The organism is Acidobacteriaceae bacterium, assembly GCA_028283655.1.
Lineage (GTDB): Bacteria > Acidobacteriota > Terriglobia > Terriglobales > Acidobacteriaceae > Granulicella.
In genome coordinates, this window is sequence record JAPWKE010000001.1 from 355,556 (window position 1) to 374,873 (window position 19,318).

12 protein-coding genes, 1 tRNA gene and 2 pseudogenes are annotated in these 19,318 nt (G+C 54.5%); 6 read left to right on the plus strand and 9 right to left on the minus strand.

Annotation, left to right across the window (positions count from 1 at the left end):
• Positions 1–13 precede the first annotated feature (13 nt).
• Both PW792_01590 and PW792_01595 read right to left on the minus strand, forming a co-directional pair.
• Complete coding sequence (locus tag PW792_01590; protein ID MDE1160620.1) at positions 14–691, minus strand: zf-HC2 domain-containing protein; 678 nt, start codon at positions 689–691, stop codon at positions 14–16.
• On the minus strand, positions 688–1,353 hold the full coding sequence (locus PW792_01595; GenBank protein ID MDE1160621.1) for a sigma-70 family RNA polymerase sigma factor: 666 nt from the start codon (positions 1,351–1,353) through the stop codon (positions 688–690). Before PW792_01595 ends, PW792_01590 begins: the two co-directional genes overlap by 4 nt.
• Before the next feature lie 243 nt (positions 1,354–1,596).
• Here PW792_01595 and PW792_01600 point away from each other — a divergent pair.
• Positions 1,597–1,672, plus strand: a tRNA-Ala gene (locus PW792_01600).
• A 6-nt stretch (positions 1,673–1,678) separates the two neighbouring features.
• On the opposite strand, the gene PW792_01605 is transcribed toward PW792_01600, so the two are convergent.
• Positions 1,679–2,902: a tyrosine-type recombinase/integrase gene (locus PW792_01605; GenBank protein MDE1160622.1), complete on the minus strand. Its 1,224-nt coding sequence runs from the start codon at positions 2,900–2,902 to the stop codon at positions 1,679–1,681.
• A gap of 727 nt (positions 2,903–3,629) precedes the next feature.
• On the opposite strand from PW792_01605, the gene PW792_01610 reads away from it, so the two are divergent.
• From PW792_01610 to PW792_01620, 3 genes and pseudogenes are all read left to right on the plus strand, one after another.
• A complete protein-coding gene (locus PW792_01610; GenBank protein ID MDE1160623.1) occupies positions 3,630–4,607 on the plus strand; it encodes a LysR family transcriptional regulator in 978 nt (325 codons plus the stop codon).
• 222 nt (positions 4,608–4,829) lie between these two features.
• A pseudogene (locus tag PW792_01615) lies at positions 4,830–5,105 on the plus strand (hypothetical protein).
• Positions 5,106–5,423, plus strand: a pseudogene (locus tag PW792_01620) (helicase C-terminal domain-containing protein).
• Between the two features lie 53 nt (positions 5,424–5,476).
• Here the strand turns inward: PW792_01620 and PW792_01625 are convergent.
• The 6 genes from PW792_01625 to PW792_01650 form a co-directional block, all read right to left on the minus strand.
• Positions 5,477–6,169 carry a restriction endonuclease gene (locus PW792_01625; protein ID MDE1160624.1) on the minus strand — a complete coding sequence of 231 codons (693 nt, stop codon included), beginning with the start codon at positions 6,167–6,169 and terminating at the stop codon, positions 5,477–5,479.
• 52 nt (positions 6,170–6,221) lie between these two features.
• Complete coding sequence (locus PW792_01630) at positions 6,222–10,844, minus strand: FG-GAP-like repeat-containing protein (protein MDE1160625.1); 4,623 nt, start codon at positions 10,842–10,844, stop codon at positions 6,222–6,224.
• A gap of 861 nt (positions 10,845–11,705) precedes the next feature.
• A complete protein-coding gene (locus PW792_01635; GenBank protein ID MDE1160626.1) occupies positions 11,706–12,800 on the minus strand; it encodes a hypothetical protein in 1,095 nt (364 codons plus the stop codon).
• 530 nt (positions 12,801–13,330) lie between these two features.
• Positions 13,331–15,628: a hypothetical protein gene (locus tag PW792_01640; GenBank protein ID MDE1160627.1), complete on the minus strand. Its 2,298-nt coding sequence runs from the start codon at positions 15,626–15,628 to the stop codon at positions 13,331–13,333.
• A 38-nt stretch (positions 15,629–15,666) separates the two neighbouring features.
• Positions 15,667–16,410 carry a HEPN domain-containing protein gene (locus PW792_01645; protein ID MDE1160628.1) on the minus strand — a complete coding sequence of 248 codons (744 nt, stop codon included), beginning with the start codon at positions 16,408–16,410 and terminating at the stop codon, positions 15,667–15,669.
• A 384-nt stretch (positions 16,411–16,794) separates the two neighbouring features.
• Positions 16,795–17,298 carry a DUF5677 domain-containing protein gene (locus tag PW792_01650; GenBank protein ID MDE1160629.1) on the minus strand — a complete coding sequence of 168 codons (504 nt, stop codon included), beginning with the start codon at positions 17,296–17,298 and terminating at the stop codon, positions 16,795–16,797.
• An 81-nt stretch (positions 17,299–17,379) separates the two neighbouring features.
• Between PW792_01650 and PW792_01655 the strand changes: the two genes are divergently transcribed.
• Positions 17,380–18,045, plus strand: coding sequence for a hypothetical protein (locus tag PW792_01655; GenBank protein ID MDE1160630.1), 666 nt, complete (start codon positions 17,380–17,382; stop codon positions 18,043–18,045).
• A gap of 45 nt (positions 18,046–18,090) precedes the next feature.
• Positions 18,091–19,289, plus strand: a protein-coding gene (locus PW792_01660) for an IS3 family transposase (protein ID MDE1160631.1) whose coding sequence is annotated in 2 segments (ribosomal slippage) — positions 18,091–18,355 and positions 18,355–19,289 — 1,200 coding nt in all. Because the reading frame shifts where the segments join, the coding sequence is not laid out codon by codon here.
• The last annotated feature ends 29 nt before the right edge of the window (positions 19,290–19,318 follow it).

Sequence of the window (19,318 nt, forward strand, 5' to 3'; positions counted from 1 at the left end):
CGAAAGCGGAGGCTTATCCGCGCACCGAGACGCCGGTATACGTCAGCATGACGTGTCCGTGTACGGGTTCGCCGAAGATGGTGGCGGGTTTGAAGACGCTGCCCAGCAGGTTTTGCTCCACCTGCAGGCGCACGCGCTGGTCCGACGGGCCGGAGATGATCTGGTAGTCGAAGACGCGGCCGTTCTCATCCACCTGGGCCATCACCAGCACTGGCGCTTCGCTCCCGGTGACGATGGGTTCAGGCGGAACCTGCGAGTACATATAGCGTGGCGCGGTGAGGTGGGCGAGCTTGTCGTCGTTGGCTTCTACGGCCAGCGGAGCGGCAAAGATCCAGCCCAGACCGGCGACGATCACGGATGCAAGGGCGACTCCACCGGCAGCGCGCAGGGCCAGCGGCGCAAAGGTGCTGCGCCATGCCTGGATCCAGCGTTCGGTGCGGGGTAAAAACGTCTGGCGCTCGCGCTCTGCGCGAAGTGCGCCACGCAGGCGAATCTGGAGGTCGTCCGGCGCCGGTGCCTGCCCGAGTTCGCCCAGCACGCGCTGTAGCGAGCGCATGGTCTTGAACTCCTGCGTGCAGGCGGCGCAACCGTCCAGATGGCGAGCGATGGAAGCCATGCGGCGACCGCTCACGCGGCCATCGAGGTAGGCAGAAAAGTCTCCGCGGATTGCAGCACAACGATTGCCGATCATGCTGCCTCCTTCACGAAACGTGTCTCACTCTTTAGCTTGGATGCGGTCGTGGATGCGCTGGCTTCAAGCTGCTCGCGCAGAGCGGAGCGCCCGCGAGCAAGACGGCTCTTGACCGTGCCAGCGGTGATGTTCAGAATTTCGGCGATCTCGTCATAGCTTGCGCCTTCGATCTCGCGCAGGATGACGACCTCGCGGAAGCAGGGCTGAATGGCTGCGAGACCGGCTTCGACGCGCAGGCGAAGCTGCATCTGCGCGGCGTTGTCAAAGGGGGAGGCGTCGGCGGTGGCGAGCAGGTCGCTGAGCGCGAAGGTTTCTCCTTCTTCGTTCTCCTGCTGCTCGTCGATCGTGGTCTCCTGACGCTTGTGGCGGCTCCACCAGCGTCGCTGGTTGGAGGCTTCGCGCAGGGCGATGCGATAGATCCAGGTGCGCAGGGAAGAGTCACCTTGAAAGCTGGAGATGTTGCGGAAGACCTTGACGAAGACGTCCTGGGTGACATCGGCTGCGTCTGCGGGGTCGCGCAGGGAGCGCGCGATGAGTGAGTGGACGGAGTGGCTATACTGCGCGATGAGCAAGGCAAAGGCCTGCTCGGAGCCGGCTTTCAGCTCCTGCACAAAGCTCAACTCTTCTGCTCGAACTCCAATTGCGCCAGCCAGATCGCCCATAACAACCTCAAGACCCGCTTCAACGCCACTTTTCAGTGGCCGATGCCAATACAGTATGTGTGCTGCGAAAGACTTGTCCACTTCAGGGTCCGGAATTCTTCGCGAGATGAAGATATTTGCCGCCGGCGGCTGAGTGCTCGCTCACTCATATCGGGTTAGACACCGCGTATCCACAGCTTGTTCCCACGGCTGGATTGACTTCGTTGCGGATATCCGAGAGAATAACTGAGTCCCTCCTAGAGTGGGCCTGTGGCGCAGCTGGGAGCGCGCTTCCATGGCATGGAAGAGGTCATCGGTTCGATCCCGATCAGGTCCACCAATCATTTCAAGCATTTAGAAGCTCCTCCCTTCCGCGACTTTGTCGCATCTTTGTCGCAAATTCCAAAATCACTCCGCGAACCGGCTTTGTTGTCGGCAGCTCATCGTCCTTAGAAGCATCGCTGCGCTTCTCGGTTGAGTTTGTCTGTTGACCGATTACGGATTGCCGCTTCTCCATCGTTACGCTGGTTGGCGTTGGCTCAGGAGACTTCACCTGGTTCCGTCCAGCAGTCAACTCTGTATAGATCGAGTTGATCGCGGATCGAACCTCTGGCTCCATCGACTGCATGTAGATGTCAGTCGTTGTCGAAGCCTTCGTGTGCCGCATCATGCCTTGGATGTCCTTGACATGTCCCTTCGTCTTGCCGAGCGTGGCGATCGTTCGTCGGATGACTTGGAAGGTCAGCTTCGGCAACCCAAGATCCTTCGCCAGCTTGTGGAGCACCCTCTTGCGAAAGTTGCTCGGATCCATCGGCTTCCCCGAGCGACCACCGAAGATGAATGCGTCCGGTGAAACATCCTTACCTTTGCTGCGTAATTCTTCTCGCCACTCGATCAGCTCCAATGCCAATTCTTCGGCGATCGGAAGCTGCGTCATGCTCCCCTTCGTTTTGCCGTACGGACGAATCTCTCCCTTGTAAAGCGTCTCTTGAATATCGATGATGCGCTGCTCTTCAAGAAAGCACCTCCAACGGAGGGGAAACACTTCGCTAGGACGTAGTGCGTTCGACATGTCGAGCTTCACGAGAATCCAATCGCGAAGATTGTCTTCTAGTTTGGCTAAGGCCGCACGGAGCTGGTCCCAGGTCAGTGTGGTCTTGTCGACCGGCCGAAGATGGGCCGGTACCTTCACCATTCGTGCCGGATCTTTGGAGAGGAAGTCCTGATCAACTGCCTCTGCGAAGATGGAACGGATGTACGAACGGATCTGCAGCACCGTGTCTTTCGACTGGGTTTTGGCCAGCTGATTGAGGTGGTTCTGAAGAGTGAACTTGTCGAAGTTCTCCAAGCGGATGGCGTCGAAAGTATCTACGAGATGCGCCTGAATCAGGTACTTCTTGATCTTGGCTGTCTCGCCTCTCCAATCGGCCTCTTTCAATGGCACGAAGCGATTGCGAACAAACCATCCGAAGGTCACCGTGCCGTTCTTTACGGTACCGTCGTCGGTGATTTGTCCTGAAAGCCGAATGATCTCGGAAGCCAGCTTTTCTCGGGCCTGAGATTTGTTCATCTCAGTCTTGAGCCCCAAGGGAACCGGCGAAGAGATCGACTTCGGTTGACCAGTCTCCGGATCGAGAACGACACGGCGAAAGTACCCGTACCATTTCTTGCCTCGAAGCGAGACCCATCCCTTTTGATACGAAGCTCCCATTTATTCCTCAGTTTCCGTGTGGGGGAATAAGCGGGCCATCTCTATTTTACCGCCGCTTGCGCCGTAACAGAGAGGCTCGTTCACGCTCATTGACAAACTCATCCACTTGACTGGCGCGATATCGCAACGCGCCGTCACTCATATGAATCACAGGCAGATAAGGTGCTCTCCGCGAGGAATGATCCCAAACCCAATCCTTCGATACATTTAGACGCGCGGCCACATCCTCGGCTGTCAGGAGTGGGTCTTTCTGAGGCATAGATAGAACAACGGCGGGGAGTGCCATGCTGTGTCTCCAGGCATAGAAGTCAGCATCGAGAAGATGCTTCGCGTCTGCCTAGCGTGTCTTGCCTTGCTTGCACTGTCTAATACGTTCTAGGTATCAGGTGATAGCTGCGAGTGATCGCTAAGCTGATCTTGCTGACGACGTGAGACTTTCTGGCTGGAGTAAATTTGGCCAAAAGCCAGAAGTTCGTTGAACACATCCGACACCTTTTGACAGTATTTCCACAGCACTTAGACTGTTCTCTTTTCTTGCTAACCGCATTGTTGCGCTACGGATTGCATCTTTCGGGGACTGTTCTCTATGTACGAGTGGGCCGAATTTAGGCATTTCAGATACCTCTTGGCTGTCCTTGAACTTCAAGGATTTCGTGCTGCTGCAGAGCAGCTTCATACAGCTCAGCCGAACCTGAGTTCGCATGCAAAGCAGTTTCAGGAGTACGGCTCAGTCCGTCTCTACGAGAAGGGCAAAGACGGTCGTATCAAGGCTACGGAGACCGGCGTTGCATTTCAGTTCATCGCAAAGTCTTTGCTCGAAGCGAGGGATGAAACCTTTGCGGCCTTAGCCGCCGTCGAACGCGGAGAGATTAGTTCCGTACGCTTTGGTTGCTCTCCGCTTGCGGACCAAACTCTCTTCAATCAGTTCTGCCAGATGCATCGAGATATGCTTCCAGGCTGTCGTGTTCGACCGGAGCGAGACGACACCGCTCAGCTCATTGAGCGGGTCATCGATGGCGTTCTGGATGCCGCCATCGTTACTTTGCCGGTTCTAAACGACACGCTTCGCGTCGAAGAACTTTGTCGCGATCGGCTGGTGGCATGCCTTCGCGCGGATGATCCGCTCTGTGAAAAGGGAGCACTTCAGCCCGCTGATCTCCGCGAGCATCTCGCCGTGCTTTACCATCCGCAACGCCACCCCAATGCTCACCAAAAGCTCTTGGAACTCTTGGCCGATGCTGGTGTTCAAGTCGAAGAATACTCGAAGGCATCACATCCGACTGAGATGCAGACGCTCGTCAGAGATGGTTATGGAATCGCTCTCATGCGCGAAGGAGCTCCATTGGAGCCTGAGCTTACAACCCGACCCATTGCGGGTGTGCGATGGACAGTCGACACTGCTGTCATCTATCGAAAACAGCACCAGCAGAAGACCATTCCGGTGCTTGTTCGGAAGTTCAAGCGGCATCTTCGCCGTGACCGAAGACCTGCGGAGAACATCCTCCAAGATCTCGCTCAAAAGCAGCCATTTGCGACGCCGATTCAGCTCGGTCTTTTGGAGTGATTTCATACGCGCTTCTCTGCGCCGATATCTCTGACGTATCGGGCGATAAGTAAGACATATTGGACGCGGCTTCCGACCGACCTCATGATCACGACATATCGCGGCTGACCCCAGTCGTAGGAGGTGTCGATGTCGTCCAAGAGCTTCAGTAAGTCAACCAATCGGGTAGCCCCTCAGATCCCGCGCATTTGGAGGCGCAATGGGTTTCTCCTCATTCATGCGATTCGTCGTGCGCTTCGAGTTGGAGGGCCGACGATCTTTGCACTCTCGTTCGCAACCGTAGCTCATGCGCAAGGAACGATGGATTTCTCCGGAGCGCAGACGCTCATGGGAACCTTCAAAACCTTCGCGATGTATGCCGGTGCAGTGATCTGTCTTGGCGGCCTGATCTTCGCTGGCATTCGCATGATGTCGGGACGATTTCAGGACGCTATCCCAGGACTCTTCGGCGCGCTTTTTGGCGCCGGGGTTCTCGGTTGGGGAGCCGGCTGGATTGGCTTTGATCACGGATATGCGGTCACATCTCATAGTTCTCAAGGCCTCACCTCGCATAGGGTTCTCGTGAACTTGGATACCGACGTTCATCCCAAACTGATCAATGGTCGCTTTGCGTACGTTGCTGTTTCGCGCGCATCGCACGGGGCGCAGATCTTCACGAACAACGAGGCGACACTTGTTGAACGTCTTAGCCGGGATGCCTCTAAGACCTCGGCGATCAGTGCTGCGCCCGACGGCGTTGCAAATCTCCCAACAGAATTCAAGCATGCGAGAGACGAGGGCAGGATCGACAATCACGGTTTGAGCTTGGGACACTGAACTCAGAGGGCCTCAGGAATCGACTCGCCGTAGTTGCCGTCGAGGACCGTCCCCTATGGAGTCCATCGGCATGTGTCCAGTTTCAACTCTAGTTCACTGATCACAGATTCAACATAGCTAATCACTTGTGATGCTCCAGAGAATACTCTTGGCTCTACGAACTCGGCTATGCTGACCAGACTGTCTACGTTGAGGGGATATACGCCACGAAATGACTTGGTCAGAAGCTCCGTCGCGAGATTGATAATGCGATCTCCTGAATACCCATAGCCCATGCTTTCCGGTCTTAGGCCACAATCGATTCGCACTCCTTTCGAGATATCCCAATAGCGTTTGCGGCATATTTCTACCCGATCGAACAGTTCGCGTAAGCGCATAGCTGACAGTTCCAATTCAGACTGATCTCGAAGTGTTGCGAGCGAATTTACATGGACGTTGGTTAGCTTGGCCGCTTCAATCGCGCCAGACTGGAAGCCGCTTTCGGATACGAGAATTCCTCGATCGACGCCAAGATCCGCGACAATTTCACGCAGACCCAAAACATGGAGTTTGGAGATTGGTCGGCTCCAATGCTTGCATTCCACGATCCAGGTAATGGTGAAGCCAGCATGCCGGGAGCGGACAACCACATCGATCGCATGAGAGGTCCGCACTCCTTGGAGATTGGCATCCGTCTCAGCTTCGAGACCGAGGCTCTGGAAGAAAGCGGCTACTTCTTTTTGATAATCCTGCCAATTATTAGCCATATTGCTAAGACAAATCCTGATCCCTGAGACCGATAGACGCTCAATCGGTTACTTACCATCTGCAGAACTGCTGTCCGTCGGCGCAACTCGTTGTGATGGTGGCAACAACTGTTCGAACTGCCTGACCAGACTGTGCCGTGATTGTGATGTCGAATCGCTGAGTACCCCAACCCGCGCCACACCCTGAGGTGAACAGTAGCCCGGCACTCATGAGGATAGCGAGAGCGAACCTAGGGATCAGCTTGTGTCGCTTGGGCAAGAGCGCGAGCGAACTGAATAGTCCACAAAGCACCAGAGCGATCCCTGTGTCACCTGTTCTCTTGATGGCGAATGGAGAACCGTCGGGATAGTTTGCTGTCTTGATGGAAAGCTGCACCGCGGTGGTGCCGCTGCCTGTTGTGATCTTCGCTGGAGTGAAGTTGCTGGTCGCATGAGGAGGCGCACCCGTGACACTCAGACTGATGTCTGACGCCAGTCCTAACGATCCCACCGAGTTTACGATGAGATTGAATGTTGCCGTACCGCCGTGGTGAATGTTCGCATTTGGTTGCGCGATGGTGAGGGTGAAGTCTTCGATCGTTAATGTAGTAGCCGCGCTTACCCCTGCTGCATAGGAGCTATCCCCGCTGTAGCGGGCAATGATTGTATGGACTCCCAATCCAAGCGTGGTCGTCGTAACAGTCGCCGATCCGCTTGTGGCTTGCATAGTCGCAAGCAGAGTGGATCCATCGTAGAACGCGATGAACCCTGAGGGTGTTCCTGCCGTACCTGTGAGAGTTGCCGTCAGAATGACGGGATTGCCGAGGAACTGAACGGCCGGCGAGGCTGTAAGTAGAACGTTCGCGCTATTCAGTGTGACCACTATCGAGTGCGTGACTTCGATCGCTGCATTGAAGTTGTCATTGCCTGCCTGATTGGCGGCGATGACGATCGTACCAGTACCGTTCCACGTAAGCGTTGTCCCGGAGATGGTTCCAGGGCCCGACACCACCGAAAAGGTGACCGGCAGTCCAGAGCTAGCCGTAGCGCTGAGAGTTACCGAGCCAGAGCTCGTCGTCACGGGCGAGGGAGGAGCGGGAAAGTTGATGGTCTGTGACGCCTTGGATACATTGAAGCTCGCCGTTACGGTTGCTGCGGAGTAGGCACCGCTGGCAGATTGTGATGCTTGCAGCACCACGGTTCCGACGCCACTTACAGTGACTGTTGATCCTGTGATCGTTGCAGGTCCGCTGAGTAGGGAATAGGTAATCGTACCAGGAGAATTTGACGTTGCATTGACGGCAAAAGGTGGATCTCCATAAACATGGTTGGCAACGTTGAACGTTAGTGTTGGAGCGATCGTTGTCCCAGTCCCGATAAGCGGTATTTGAGACGTACCCGAAACATTGAGATTGTTATCGACGACAAACAATGTGCCATTGATCGTTCTCGCGGATTGAGGCGTGAAGCTGACCAGCGCCGTGCAGCTACTATTCGCCGCGAGCAATGTCTGCGACGTCCCATTCAGGTTCGAGCAGGTTGATGCTGGCAAGAGAGTGAAGTCGGTAGGCGTGACGCTTGTTCCCGGGAGTCCGAACATGAGGTCGGCGTTACCACTGTTTGTGATCGTTACGGTTTGCGGGCTGTCCGCGCTCGTGGTGCCGATCAGGCTGCTCTGGAAAGTAAGCGTGGGGGGATCCGCGTAATCGTACTTTAAGACGTTGCGGGTGTTGTTATCAGAAACATAAAGATTGCCCCGTCCGTCTAGAGCGATGCCGTTGGGAGTGATGCCGCTGACGAGGGTTTGTTGTGTCGCGTAGCCCGATGAAACAAGGGACTTCACAACGGATCCGGTGTTGTCCGAGCCGACAAAGAGATCGCCATTTGCATTCACCGCGAGAAAGGAAGCGAAGGCGTAGCTATTCGGAAGGGTCTGGACCGTGGCGTAACCGCTGGCTGAGGTAAGCTCCTGTATCTTGCTGGAGCCGTAGTTCATCACAAAGAGATTACCCGCCGCATCGAAGGCTATCCCTTGCGGAAGATTGAAGCCGGAACCTACGCTCTTTGTTGTGGTGTAGTTGCTCGCCGCGAGAAGTTCTGTGAGGGACGCGTTCGACGTTGACTCTGCGATGAAGACATTGCCAATCGCATCAACCGCGAGACCGTATGGATTGTTCAATCCTGAATGGAGTTGTCGTGTCGTCGTGTAGCCACCTACGGCTACGATCTCCCAAGCTGTGCCAGTGTTTGCATTCGTAACGAAGAGATTGCCGAGTCCATCCATGGCGATCGCACTTCCAGTGCCGATCGTTTGCGCCAAATTAGTCGAGACCGAATAGCCACTTGAAGCGATGGCCTCTACGACGCCGCCGCTACCTCTGTTGTCTGCGACGAAGAGATTTCCAGCTCCATCGAAGACCATGTTGGTTGGCTGAGCAAGCCCTGTCAGTAAGGTGGACTGGGTTCCTGGCAGATAGTTGACCTGCGGGCCAACACCGACGCCATAGAGGTAGCTCGAGGCAAGGGCATTGCCTCCCGCGTCTGCTAGCAGCACTCCACCCATACGAGTTCCGGGGAGGGTTGGCTTGAAGGTGAAATCGACGGTACAGGTTTGACCAACCGTATAGGTCGTGCCCACGGTGCAGCTACCGCCTGGCGCGTAGGAGAAGTCGAGATTTGCGGTACCTTGCGTTAGTGCCGCAAGAGAGCCAAGGACGCCCGATTTTTGAATCGTCAGTACCGTGCTGATCGACGGGCTTGTTGTGCCAACAGGTTCTGTAAGGACTTGCACTGTCACCGTTTGCTGAACGGGAGCAGCAGCGCCATATCCATTCCCACCGGGCTGATCCGCTTGCAGCACCACAGATCCAGCCGCAGTGTAGGTAACCACGGATCCCGTGATAACAGCTGGGCCGCTCACGACACTGTAGGTTACGGCATTACCTGAGGTCGCGATTGCCTCTAGCAATGCTGAGGTACTGACATATGCCGGTGAGGCTGGAGGAGTGAAGGTGAGAGTTTGGGAAAGTTCGGGGGATACGTTGTAGGAAGAGACTGCGGAAGCGCTCGACGTGAAGTTCGTGTCGCCTGGGTAGGTTGCTTTCAGCTTCGCTGTCCCCACCGCGAGGGAGGAAGTGGTGAAAGTGGCCACGCCGTTCACGACATTGGCGGTTCCAAGCAACTTGGTACCGTTGTAAAAGCTGATGAGTCCACTGGCGTAATGATTTTGTGCGAAGAACTGATCGAGAGTGGCCGTCAGCGTGACGTTTTGTCCAACGGCTGATCCCGCAGCAGGAGTTTCTGCCAAAGTGAGGTTCGTCGTCACTTGTAGTGCTTGGAGAGGCGTAGTTCCCGATATGCCAGCAGAGTTGTTTGCGTCCCCCGCATAGCTGGCCTGAACGAAGTGATCACCGGTACCAACGGGAGATACACCGTTCACATAGGCTGCAGCCGTACTCGGAGCCTGCGCCAGAAGGACAGAGGCTTGGTCACGGACCGTCGTGTCGCCGGAGAAATCGTAGATCGCTTCGACAATGTCTGTTTGGCCATTGCCGTCGAAATCTGCAAGCCCAATCGAGATGCTGTTGTAACCCTCTACCGAAGGACTGAATGCATCTGGAAGGAAGGTTCCATCGCCCTTGCCAAAGAAGATGGTTGTATGGCCCCCGTTGGGATCGGGCAACACCAAATCTGCCACGCCATCACCGTTGAAGTCGCCAACCGCAACAACAGCCGAATTGAGAGCGGTTGTTGGATCTTCAGCAATACTGCGGAATGTCCCATCTCCGTTCCCGAGCAGAACTGTTATCGGAAGACTGCTCTGGTTGGTCGCGACAAGGTCGGGAATGCCATCTTGATTGAGATCTGCGGTTGCCAGACTGACGTAAGGCATTCCGCTGGCGAGCTGCTGTGGTAAAAGGAAGGTTCCGTCACCGTTACCGCGCGCCAATAAAATCGCATTCGCGCTACTGCCGTTGCCGGACGTGGCGTATGCCACATCCAACTTTCCATCGCCATCGAAATCGCCCGTTACGAGAGAGGACGAAAAAGGTGTGCCGCTTATGGCGAAGGATGGGGCAACAAGGGTAAAAGTACCATCGCCCACACCATGTAACACTGCGATGTAGGAGTATGCCACTGTAGCCCCTACAGTGATTAAGTCTGGCTTGCCGTCGCCGTCGAGATCGCCCGTGACTAAAGCCAGATATCCACCACCAAGCTGTCCGGGGGCCACCAACTGTCCAACAGTGAATGTGCCATCACCGTCTCCGAGGAAGATCTGACATCCATTGTTGTTGAGCACGGCGAAGTCAATCTTGCCATCACTATTGAAGTCGCCGGTCGTTACCGTACCCGCGAAGACGCCGCCGTTTACGTTGGGAAGGCTGATTGAACTGGTTCGGAATGTTCCACCGCCATTGCCTAGAGCCAAGAGCAAGGTCGTAGAGTAATCGGTGCTTACGATGAAGTCGGGATACCCGTCACCATTGAAGTCTCCAACCGCTACTGCTGAGGGGACGCCTTGGCCGCTGAGGCTCGGAAGGGGAAGGCTTGCGGACTGATAGAAGGCGATGCCATTGGATCCTGTAGGTCCAAGTGTTCCCGTGCCGAGAACATAGTTCGAGTTGGTCGTGTCCTGGAAAGATATCTGTCCTGTTGGTGAGGCTGTGCCATTGGTCGCGACCGTTCCGAGCAAGGAGTAATCCCCTTGCGCACCTGATGCCAGAATGCCTACATGTGCTGCCGTTGCTGTCCCAGAGGGATTGTTGACAGTAAGGCTGACATTATCTGCAGAACGGCTTTCTGAATAATCCAGATTCCCAAGAAATTCCGCGCGGTATGAGTGAGTCCCGGGCCCGGGAACAAACTTCAGTGTCGCAGTGCCGTTGACATACTGCGCGAGGCCGATGCGATGAATGTCAGTACATGAGGCGGCGAGGGCGTCACAGAATGCAACTTGGCCTATCGGTGTGGGAGAAGCGGAGTTCGAAGTCGCAATAAGGGAAACAACCGTACCTGACGGCACATTCGTCACTCGTACTCCGCCAGCCGTGGCAGTCAACTCAATACCAAGACGAGGTGGTAGAGCTCGTCCTGCTGGCGGTATGACGAAACCCAAAATGGCCAGAGCAGCAAAGAGGAATGAGCGACTAAATCTCATGATGGCTCGCGATCAACGTTTGCAGATTGTGGAGAGTCGACAGGCTTGAAAACGCATCGAAAGAGCCCCTTGCTTGATCGGTCATCACTGTGCGCTTAGCTGCATGAATGGCGCTGAGTGCGAAGACACACAACCAACTTGCGGAGAAGGGTTTGTTGGTTTCAAACCCGAAAGCGTCTGGAATACGACAGAGAGTATCCCTATTCCTAGGGCGCACTTTGGTGTGTCCAGAAAGACCAATGCGCTCAGCACAAGAAATGCCGCACGGACCCTGAGATTCATGTATGTAAGCCTCAGGGGAAGACTACCATTGAGGTGCACGATGCAATGTCTATCAATGCCGAGAGAGCGGATAACCGCTCTCTCGGTGAATCATCCAAGGACTTGGCGAAATGGCTAGTTGATAGAGAATTGGGTGAACGCGCTGGCGACGCCGTTCACGTAGACTCCGAGAGCACCCTTGGTGACATGATTTGGAATGCTCACTGTGATCGAGGTAGTGCCGCTAACACCGGTTACTGGCAGTTTTTGCCCAGCACCGACGACTGTAATTAAACTGCTGGTTGAGCCGAAATTTGTCCCAGTGATCGTGAAGCCTGTTGTGTTGTGTGTCGCGCTCGCTGCTGTAGATGTTGAAATCGTCGGCTGCAACGATCCGTTGACGGGAATGAGCCAAGAGCTTGGTGCTGTGGAGTCATTCGGTTGCCAGGGCGGAGTCGCCGAGATCTCATAAAACTGATTCGTAACATTGTTGGTAGGGAACTGAGCCATGCTCGCCAGCGCCATAAAAGGCGTCGAAGGAGGATGTGCGGTGCTGAATTGACCTTGGGTCGTCTGAGTGAATAGATCCCCACAACGAGTTCCTGCAGTTGTGGCTCCCGTGCTATTCAGGCAAGGCGCGACTACGTCGGCCAGTGTGTTCAACTCACGCTGAACGTTGCTGTCGGAGCCGCCATAGAAACCCGAGGCAATGGGGATGAGGTTATTGGCCGTATCGAACGCAGTGCCGAGTGCTGTGTAATCCGCTGGGTAAGCCGAGATGCTGTCGAACAGATGAGCTGCACTCTTGGTGTAACTCGCAAAGGTTCCTGCGCTGAAGGCCGCAGCTACATTCGTGAAGTCGCTGATCACAATGAATGCCGTGCTCGCATTGTTGTAGTACCACCCGCAGGTCTGCGTTGATGAAGGAACCGCGACGAGAGCTAGGTTCTGGTTGTAATAAACTCCCGCTTCACCGCCCACAATCTCGAAGTAAATGATGTCGGAATCTGCGTTGCAGTTCGCGTAGTACGCATCTGTCAGATCGAAGTTGCCGTTGACATCGCTGGCTACATAGCATTCACCATTCGAATCCGTGCCCACCATCGGATTCGTTGAGCCACAGTCTGTGATGTCTGTAGCTTGTCCGTTCGGCTGGCTGCCGACTCGAAGGATATAGATCTTCACATTCGAAAACTGGGGTTCAGCATTGGGCTGAACGGTGGTCGACAACGCTCTTGCACTGCTTGTCTGGCTGGTTGGAGGAACGAGGTGCCCCTTTTGGGCGTGAATCATGGGAGTAGCCACGACGGGCAGAAGGCATAGGAATGCCAACAGTCTAAAAAACAGCTTCATTGCATCTCCATTAATACCGGTTGACTTTGTAAGACTCAGCTAAGCCCCGGGGTGGGCACAGATGTGCCCACTCGGAGTGTTTTGTTATGGATGATGAATACACTTTCGTGGCATCGAAATCGTTTGTCAAGAAAAATACCGATTAAATACTTTTCGAAGAGGACGTAAGGGTAAGACTCGCATGCGTGTGCGTCTGCTCTGCGCTTTCGTTGATGCTCACTCAATACGGAACAGCGCCAACCCAACGTTGCCGTCTTTCCTCGTGAGCTTACCTAAACAGGTGTCTTAACTCTTGTATTGCCAGTCTGAAGCCATGCGACAGGGTAGCTAATCCGTTGGGTCTCCCTCAGCCGGTGTGTTGAGATCCGATGCCGCAGTGTTGTGCTCCGAGCTCCAGTCCTCGCTTGCTAAGGCACTGAAATCGCTAGATCCGGCCGCTCGACGTAGCCTTGTCCTCGCATGTAGTCCAGCCATTCTTCCGTGTCCACTTCAAACGCGTAGGATTCCCGAACCAGCATGAGATTGCCATGCTTCTGGAAGACATCTTGAGCCTTCATCGAGTGGAATTGCATGCGATGGAATTTCGATTCCGGCGAGAAATAATTTTCGATGTCAGCACATGTCAGCTCTTCCTGTTCTCGAATTCGGAATGACTTCTTATGAAGAACTCCATCGTCTCCCTTGTACCCGATGCCAAGCTCTCCGTCCTCCAGCAAGCGCGATAGAGACGCGTAGTCTCGAATCGCGATTCCACCTTCGTCCAACCCTGAGAAGAGACGATGGGACGAAAGTACGGCGCGCACTACAGGTAGCTCCAAGACCTCGGCCTTTGAGAGGTGCCGAAACCATTGCCGCACGTAGGCTAGGCGTCGCTCTGGATTGCTCAGGATATGTTCAGCTCGGGTCACCTGTCCTCGTCCCTTCACGACGTCGCGCCACAGATCGCGCATCTCATGTGGGCTGGTTGCCGTGAGCGAATGCTTACATTCAATTAGGTACAGCTTGCCTCCGCACAGGAGAACGATGTCGACGTCTGTCTTCAGGTCTCCCATACGAAGTTTCTTCTCGGTGACGACATGTGAGAAGTGCTTCTCCAACGCCTGGCTCACAACCCGAACAAACGCCTTCCCATCCTTATGGAAGCGCGTCTTTGCGCGTATCTGAGAATTACGTGTTTCATTTGAGGTGATCATCGCAGAGGGCAGGAGTACATATTCCGTTTCAGGATGCGGGATCTTCGGGATAGGTACTTTGCGAACTTTGATCAACGGGCTGTATTGAAGATCGTAGTGCCCAAGCCCGTCAACATCGGCAGCTATGAGCTGCAGGAACGAATCGATTGCCTCTTCGGGTTCTCCCAATGTTGCCAGCATTTCGTGCAGATCCCGCTCGGGTACGATACGTATGAGAGAGTTTTGTAATGCTGTCTTATCGTTCTTCGCGATCGCAGTGCGTACTTCGCTATCAACAATGGAGTAGAAGCGAAGAAAGCGGAACATACGCCTGAAGCAGGCATAGTCCAAGTGCTGAGTGAGTGTTGGCGATGGTGCACCGTTATCTTGTACAGGAAGAAGAAAATCCTGGGTAAGGCCGTGTATCGCTTCCAACTCATCGACGTAGTAGCCGCCGTCGAAGACTTTTGTCATCTGTGGACTGACTGGCAGATGTAATCGCACTCGTCGATACTTCGTTGAAGGATCGGCGATTTCATATAACTTCGTCCCCATCTGTTTGACAAGGTATCTCGCGATATCAGCGAGGGTAGGATTTGCAGTCCATCCTCTCTCCATCATGTCCATCGCAATTTTGCCTTTGCCCAACTGGCCGCGAATAAACCCGAGTTGAACCGATCGTTCGAACTCTGGCGTGGGGGGAGTCATAATTGCCACCGCTACGCCGTGCCCCTCTTCCCAGCGTAGTGTGTACGAGAAGCAACTCAGGTTGTGTGAGATCTCCTTGATCGCGACAAGTCGGTGTGCGGCGCGCAACAGCGCGGCCAACTCCGAGGAATCCAAAGGCCCGACGATTGGGAGACTCATATCGACAATGTCCAACGGGCGCACTTCATTAGCTATCGCGACGGCCAAAGAAACTGCGGAAGCCAGTTCTTCGGGGGAGGGAAATTCGTCCAGGAGTGCGCGAAGCTCGGGCGGCGGATCGAGGTGGAAATAACCTCGCCCAAACGCGATCTCAACGAGACAAAACAATTGCTTTACCCAGTGACGCACGGGATTCCGTGCTGCTTTCTTCAGGATCCTGAGCGAGTCTCCTCGGTACTCCACCAAGTCCGCATACGCACGGTAGGTTGGCATGCGATTCAGCAACATCGTCCACTGCGATTCCTTGGTGGCGTCCTCCGATAGGCGTTGCAAGAAAGATAAGAACTTCACCCGATCGTCGCCTGTTGCCAGAAAGATGCCGCTAGACTCCAGTTCCACAAGCGCATCGTGTCCCTCGCATGTCAAAGCAATGAAGATCACGGCACGTACACGTCCATACTTGCCTTCCTTGCGGAACGCAACGGCCGTTTCACGAAGGTTCTTGAGGAATTCGTGTTGAGGGACAGGTCTAGAGAGTTCGGTGCAGTAAGATTCCACGTCATGCGCCGAAATGCCGTTGAGGGAAGAGAGCGTGTCTGCGAGCTCGATAAGGGAAAACAGATACGGTTCCTTTCGACGCCTAGCACGTAAGGAGCGGCGTAACATTGTTGGATCGGATGCAAACAGAGTAAATGTTCTCTAGCCTAAGGAGTTTCGACGACTGGGGACTCAAGCGCCAGTTCCTTCAAAATGCGCCGGGTGAGTACTGGAGAGCGTCCTGCACTGCCAGTACGAGCGGGCTCATGAACATGATCTTCGGGGGCGAATGCAACATTGAGATTCAACGCTGCATTCCGTCGTTCCACCGTGCCCCGACCCTCTATCAGATCGCTCAGTGGCCCCGAACGCAGAGGCTGATAGTCCACCTGTTTCGTCAAGAAATATCGATACGTCGGAGGCTTTACATCGTGTGGACTACCGAGAAGCTGCAGAGGCTCGTCAAGAGGGCATATGAGCCTACGAATGGCAAAGACCATGGTGTCGAGCATGTGAAGATCTTGACTGCGAACTGAATAGCCGTAACTCAAATATCGATTCTCGGGGCTGCCGTTTAACGCGAGGAATTCCATAAATCCCTTAGACGTTCGATTGAACCAGACAACGCCGCTTAGACTTTTCGGCTTTTTCAGTGTTTGGGGGAGAAGTTTCTTCCCGATGGAATTGATCGCGTTATAGAGATTCAGGACGTCATGTCCATAGTGTTTAACGGAGCGGCCATTGTGAAGCAGGACGGCCTTCATGTATTTCTCAAGCGCGTGAGTGCCGAGCCAGAAGAAGTCTGTATACAAAGCCTGGCTGTAGCACCAACGCGCCGCGATGTAATTCTCATCCGCAGTATGGATAAACATCTCGGCAACGATACTTGCTTGAGATGGTGTGAGAGCCATATGTGTCCTCAACAAATGATGATCTTAGGCGGTTCTATCGTGAACTTTCATCATGCCGGCCGGGTTAGTACTTGCCCATCGATTGCCATCTTCATCGTGGACATCAAATCATTGACCCCTTCCCATTCTTCATGGGTTGGAAGCTCATAAATGCTCATGATGAATGTCGCGATTCCCAGCAACGCATGGTTCGCTGCTCCTACCATTATGAGAGCCTGCATTAATCGCTGAAGGTCAGTGAACTGGCCTGACTTGATGTAAGCAGCTCCGAAGTAGCCCAAGCCCCGACGCGTGAAGTGAACGAAGGTGTGCCCGTGTTGGTAAACAGAGGTGCGAAGAAGCTGCAGACACTTCTGATTAAAACGCGAGTCAATCGCGCAATCACTAAGGCGAGCCCCTCTCCGCAAGTGGAATGTCTGTCCAGGTTCGCGGCTTCTTGCTAAATAGGCCTGAGCTCAACGCTTGCTGCGCTGACTTGGTGGAGATTACTTCGGTTTCCGGTGATGGGACGTAGCCAGTGGCTGACTTCAGCTCTTCGTGGAGTCTTAGATCGGCAATGGCATCGAAAATCATGAAACGTCTGAATTCCTGCTCGCTACAAACCTGCAAATAGCAGGCGTTGATTGCGGCCTCCGCAAGCGTCCGGCCCAAGACGGCCATGTCTTCTATGAACCAGTCCTTCGCCAAGCCCTGGATAATTCTTGCTGCCTGTATGGATCTTCGCGTTCCAGCCACCAAGATCACTCTTCGCGACGAAGGGGTTCCATTTTCGGAATCTTTCAAAAGATCTTCCAGAATGACACAGAGCTCCGACGTGGCTTCGATTTGACCTGCAACCAAAGACAGAAGCAGTTCTATGTGGGCGGCCTGACCGTTAGGAGAATCCATGAATAGCAGTCTAGGCGATTGCTAGAAATGTGATTAGTGAATCTGTCGGCAGCTTGAGATCATGGAGATGAGGATTGGGACATGAAGAACGGATTGCTAATCGGCGCAGGCTTCTCGTACGACCTCGGTATGCCGCTGGCGACGGAGCTGACCGAGGTGTTTTTGAATCTGTTCACGGAAGCATTTGCCAAGCAGATGACACTAGCTATGGCCGCGTGTCAGCCCTATGGCAATAATCGTCCCATCGCCCCAAAGGCAATCATGGCTGGTTGGGATTTGCTGATTGCCTACAAAAGGCAGGGCGACAAGAATTACGAACAGTTCCTTGCGGAGCTGCAACATCGAGCGCATTTCGGAAGCCCCACACAGCCTGAGAGAGACTCTTATAACTTTCTCTTCGACTACTTCTACCGGGTTGTACACACGATCCTCGATCTCTATCAGGAGGTTTCGTATGCAGTCCTTTATGAAAAGAACAAGGCCTGCTTTTCTGCATTGAAGACCTTTCTTTCTGATGAGGAAACATGGGTTTTATCCCTCAACCATGATTTGAACTTCGAGTTTCTCGCTTTGGATTTTGGCATCCCGATCACCTATGGAGACGACCATAGGGTCGAATTTCCTTTCTCCAATTTAGAGCTCGGGAGGAGGATTGAATTCACGTACACAGAGCGAAAGGGATGGAGTGTCGATCACCCCGGATTCTTACGAGGGACGCCAGGCTTCAACCTGGTCTGCCCGGCTTGATTTGTACCAGTTGTAATCATTGGAACTGGATACAAGGAGCTGGTTATGGCAAGGAAACGGCATACAGCTGAGCAGGTGGTGAACCTGCTTCGGCAAGTGGAAGTAGGGATCGCGAACGGCAAGACGACTGTTCTTGCGTGCAAGGAAGCGTTGATCACAGAGCAGACGTACTACCGCTGGCGCAAAGAGTACGGCGGTCTGCAGGTGGACCAGGCGAAACGGCTGAAGGAGTTGGAGCAGGAGAACTCGAAGCTGAAGCGCCTGGTTGCGAACCTGAGCCTGGAGAAGCTGGTGTTGAAGGACATCGCGGAGGGAAACTTCTAAGCCCTGAGCGACGGCGTTGTGCGGTGGATCATGCTCAGCAGAAGGGCATGAGTGAGCGCTGGGCGTGTCGTGTGGTGAAGCAACCGCGCGGCACGCAGCGTTATCGACCGACACAGCGCGAAGATGAAGATCAACTCACACAAGCCATCGTTGTTCTGGCCGGCCAGTATGGCCGCTACGGTTACCGGCGCATCACGGCGCTGCTGGTGCATGCGGGCTGGAAGGTGGGCAAGGATCGCGTGGAGCGCATCTGGCGTCGCGAGGGGCTGAAGGTACCGAAGAAGCAGAAGCCACGCGGTAGGCTGTGGCTCAACGATGGATCGTGTGTGCGGCTGCGGCCGATGCATCGCAACCATGTGTGGAGCTACGACTTCGTCAGCGTGCGAACGCATGACGGCAGGACGGCGCGTACGTTGAACCTGATCGACGAGCACACACGTGAGGCGCTCATCGTAAAGGTAGAGCGGCGCTGGTCGAGTGCGAAGGTGATCGAAGCACTGGCTGATGTGATGGTGAGCAAGGGCGTGCCCGAGCATCTTCGCTCGGACAACGGACCGGAGTTCGTGGCGCATGATCTACGTACATGGCTGGCCAAGACAGGAGCAAAGACGATGTACATCGAACCCGGTTCACCGTGGGAGAACGGTTACTGCGAAAGCTTCAACTCGAAGATGAGAGATGAGTTCCTGAACGGTGAGATCTTCTACTCGCTGAAGGAACTGCGTGTGCTGGCCGAACGCTGGCGCAGGCATTACAACACCGCCAGACCGCACTCATCACTAGGCTACAGACCGCCGGCGCCAGAGGCCTGGCTAGCATCCACTGTTCGGCGGCAAGAGGAGCCGGTCGCTTCGCTCCCAGCTCCTCTTACCGCCTTATCGTGCATCGATCTGAACTCAGAAATCGTTGCGCTACACTAACAATCCAACTGGTACAAAAGATCGGTCAG

Coding starts and splice junctions, on each gene's coding strand:
- PW792_01640 (MDE1160627.1), bottom strand. CDS start 15,628: ATGTTACGCCGCTCCTTACGTGCTAGGCGTCGAAAGGAACCGTATCTG.
- PW792_01650 (MDE1160629.1), bottom strand. CDS start 17,298: ATGGATTCTCCTAACGGTCAGGCCGCCCACATAGAACTGCTTCTGTCT.
- PW792_01645 (MDE1160628.1), bottom strand. CDS start 16,410: ATGGCTCTCACACCATCTCAAGCAAGTATCGTTGCCGAGATGTTTATC.
- PW792_01590 (MDE1160620.1), bottom strand. CDS start 691: ATGATCGGCAATCGTTGTGCTGCAATCCGCGGAGACTTTTCTGCCTAC.
- PW792_01625 (MDE1160624.1), bottom strand. CDS start 6,169: ATGGCTAATAATTGGCAGGATTATCAAAAAGAAGTAGCCGCTTTCTTC.
- PW792_01655 (MDE1160630.1), top strand. CDS start 17,380: ATGAAGAACGGATTGCTAATCGGCGCAGGCTTCTCGTACGACCTCGGT.
- PW792_01610 (MDE1160623.1), top strand. CDS start 3,630: ATGTACGAGTGGGCCGAATTTAGGCATTTCAGATACCTCTTGGCTGTC.
- PW792_01595 (MDE1160621.1), bottom strand. CDS start 1,353: ATGGGCGATCTGGCTGGCGCAATTGGAGTTCGAGCAGAAGAGTTGAGC.
- PW792_01605 (MDE1160622.1), bottom strand. CDS start 2,902: ATGAACAAATCTCAGGCCCGAGAAAAGCTGGCTTCCGAGATCATTCGG.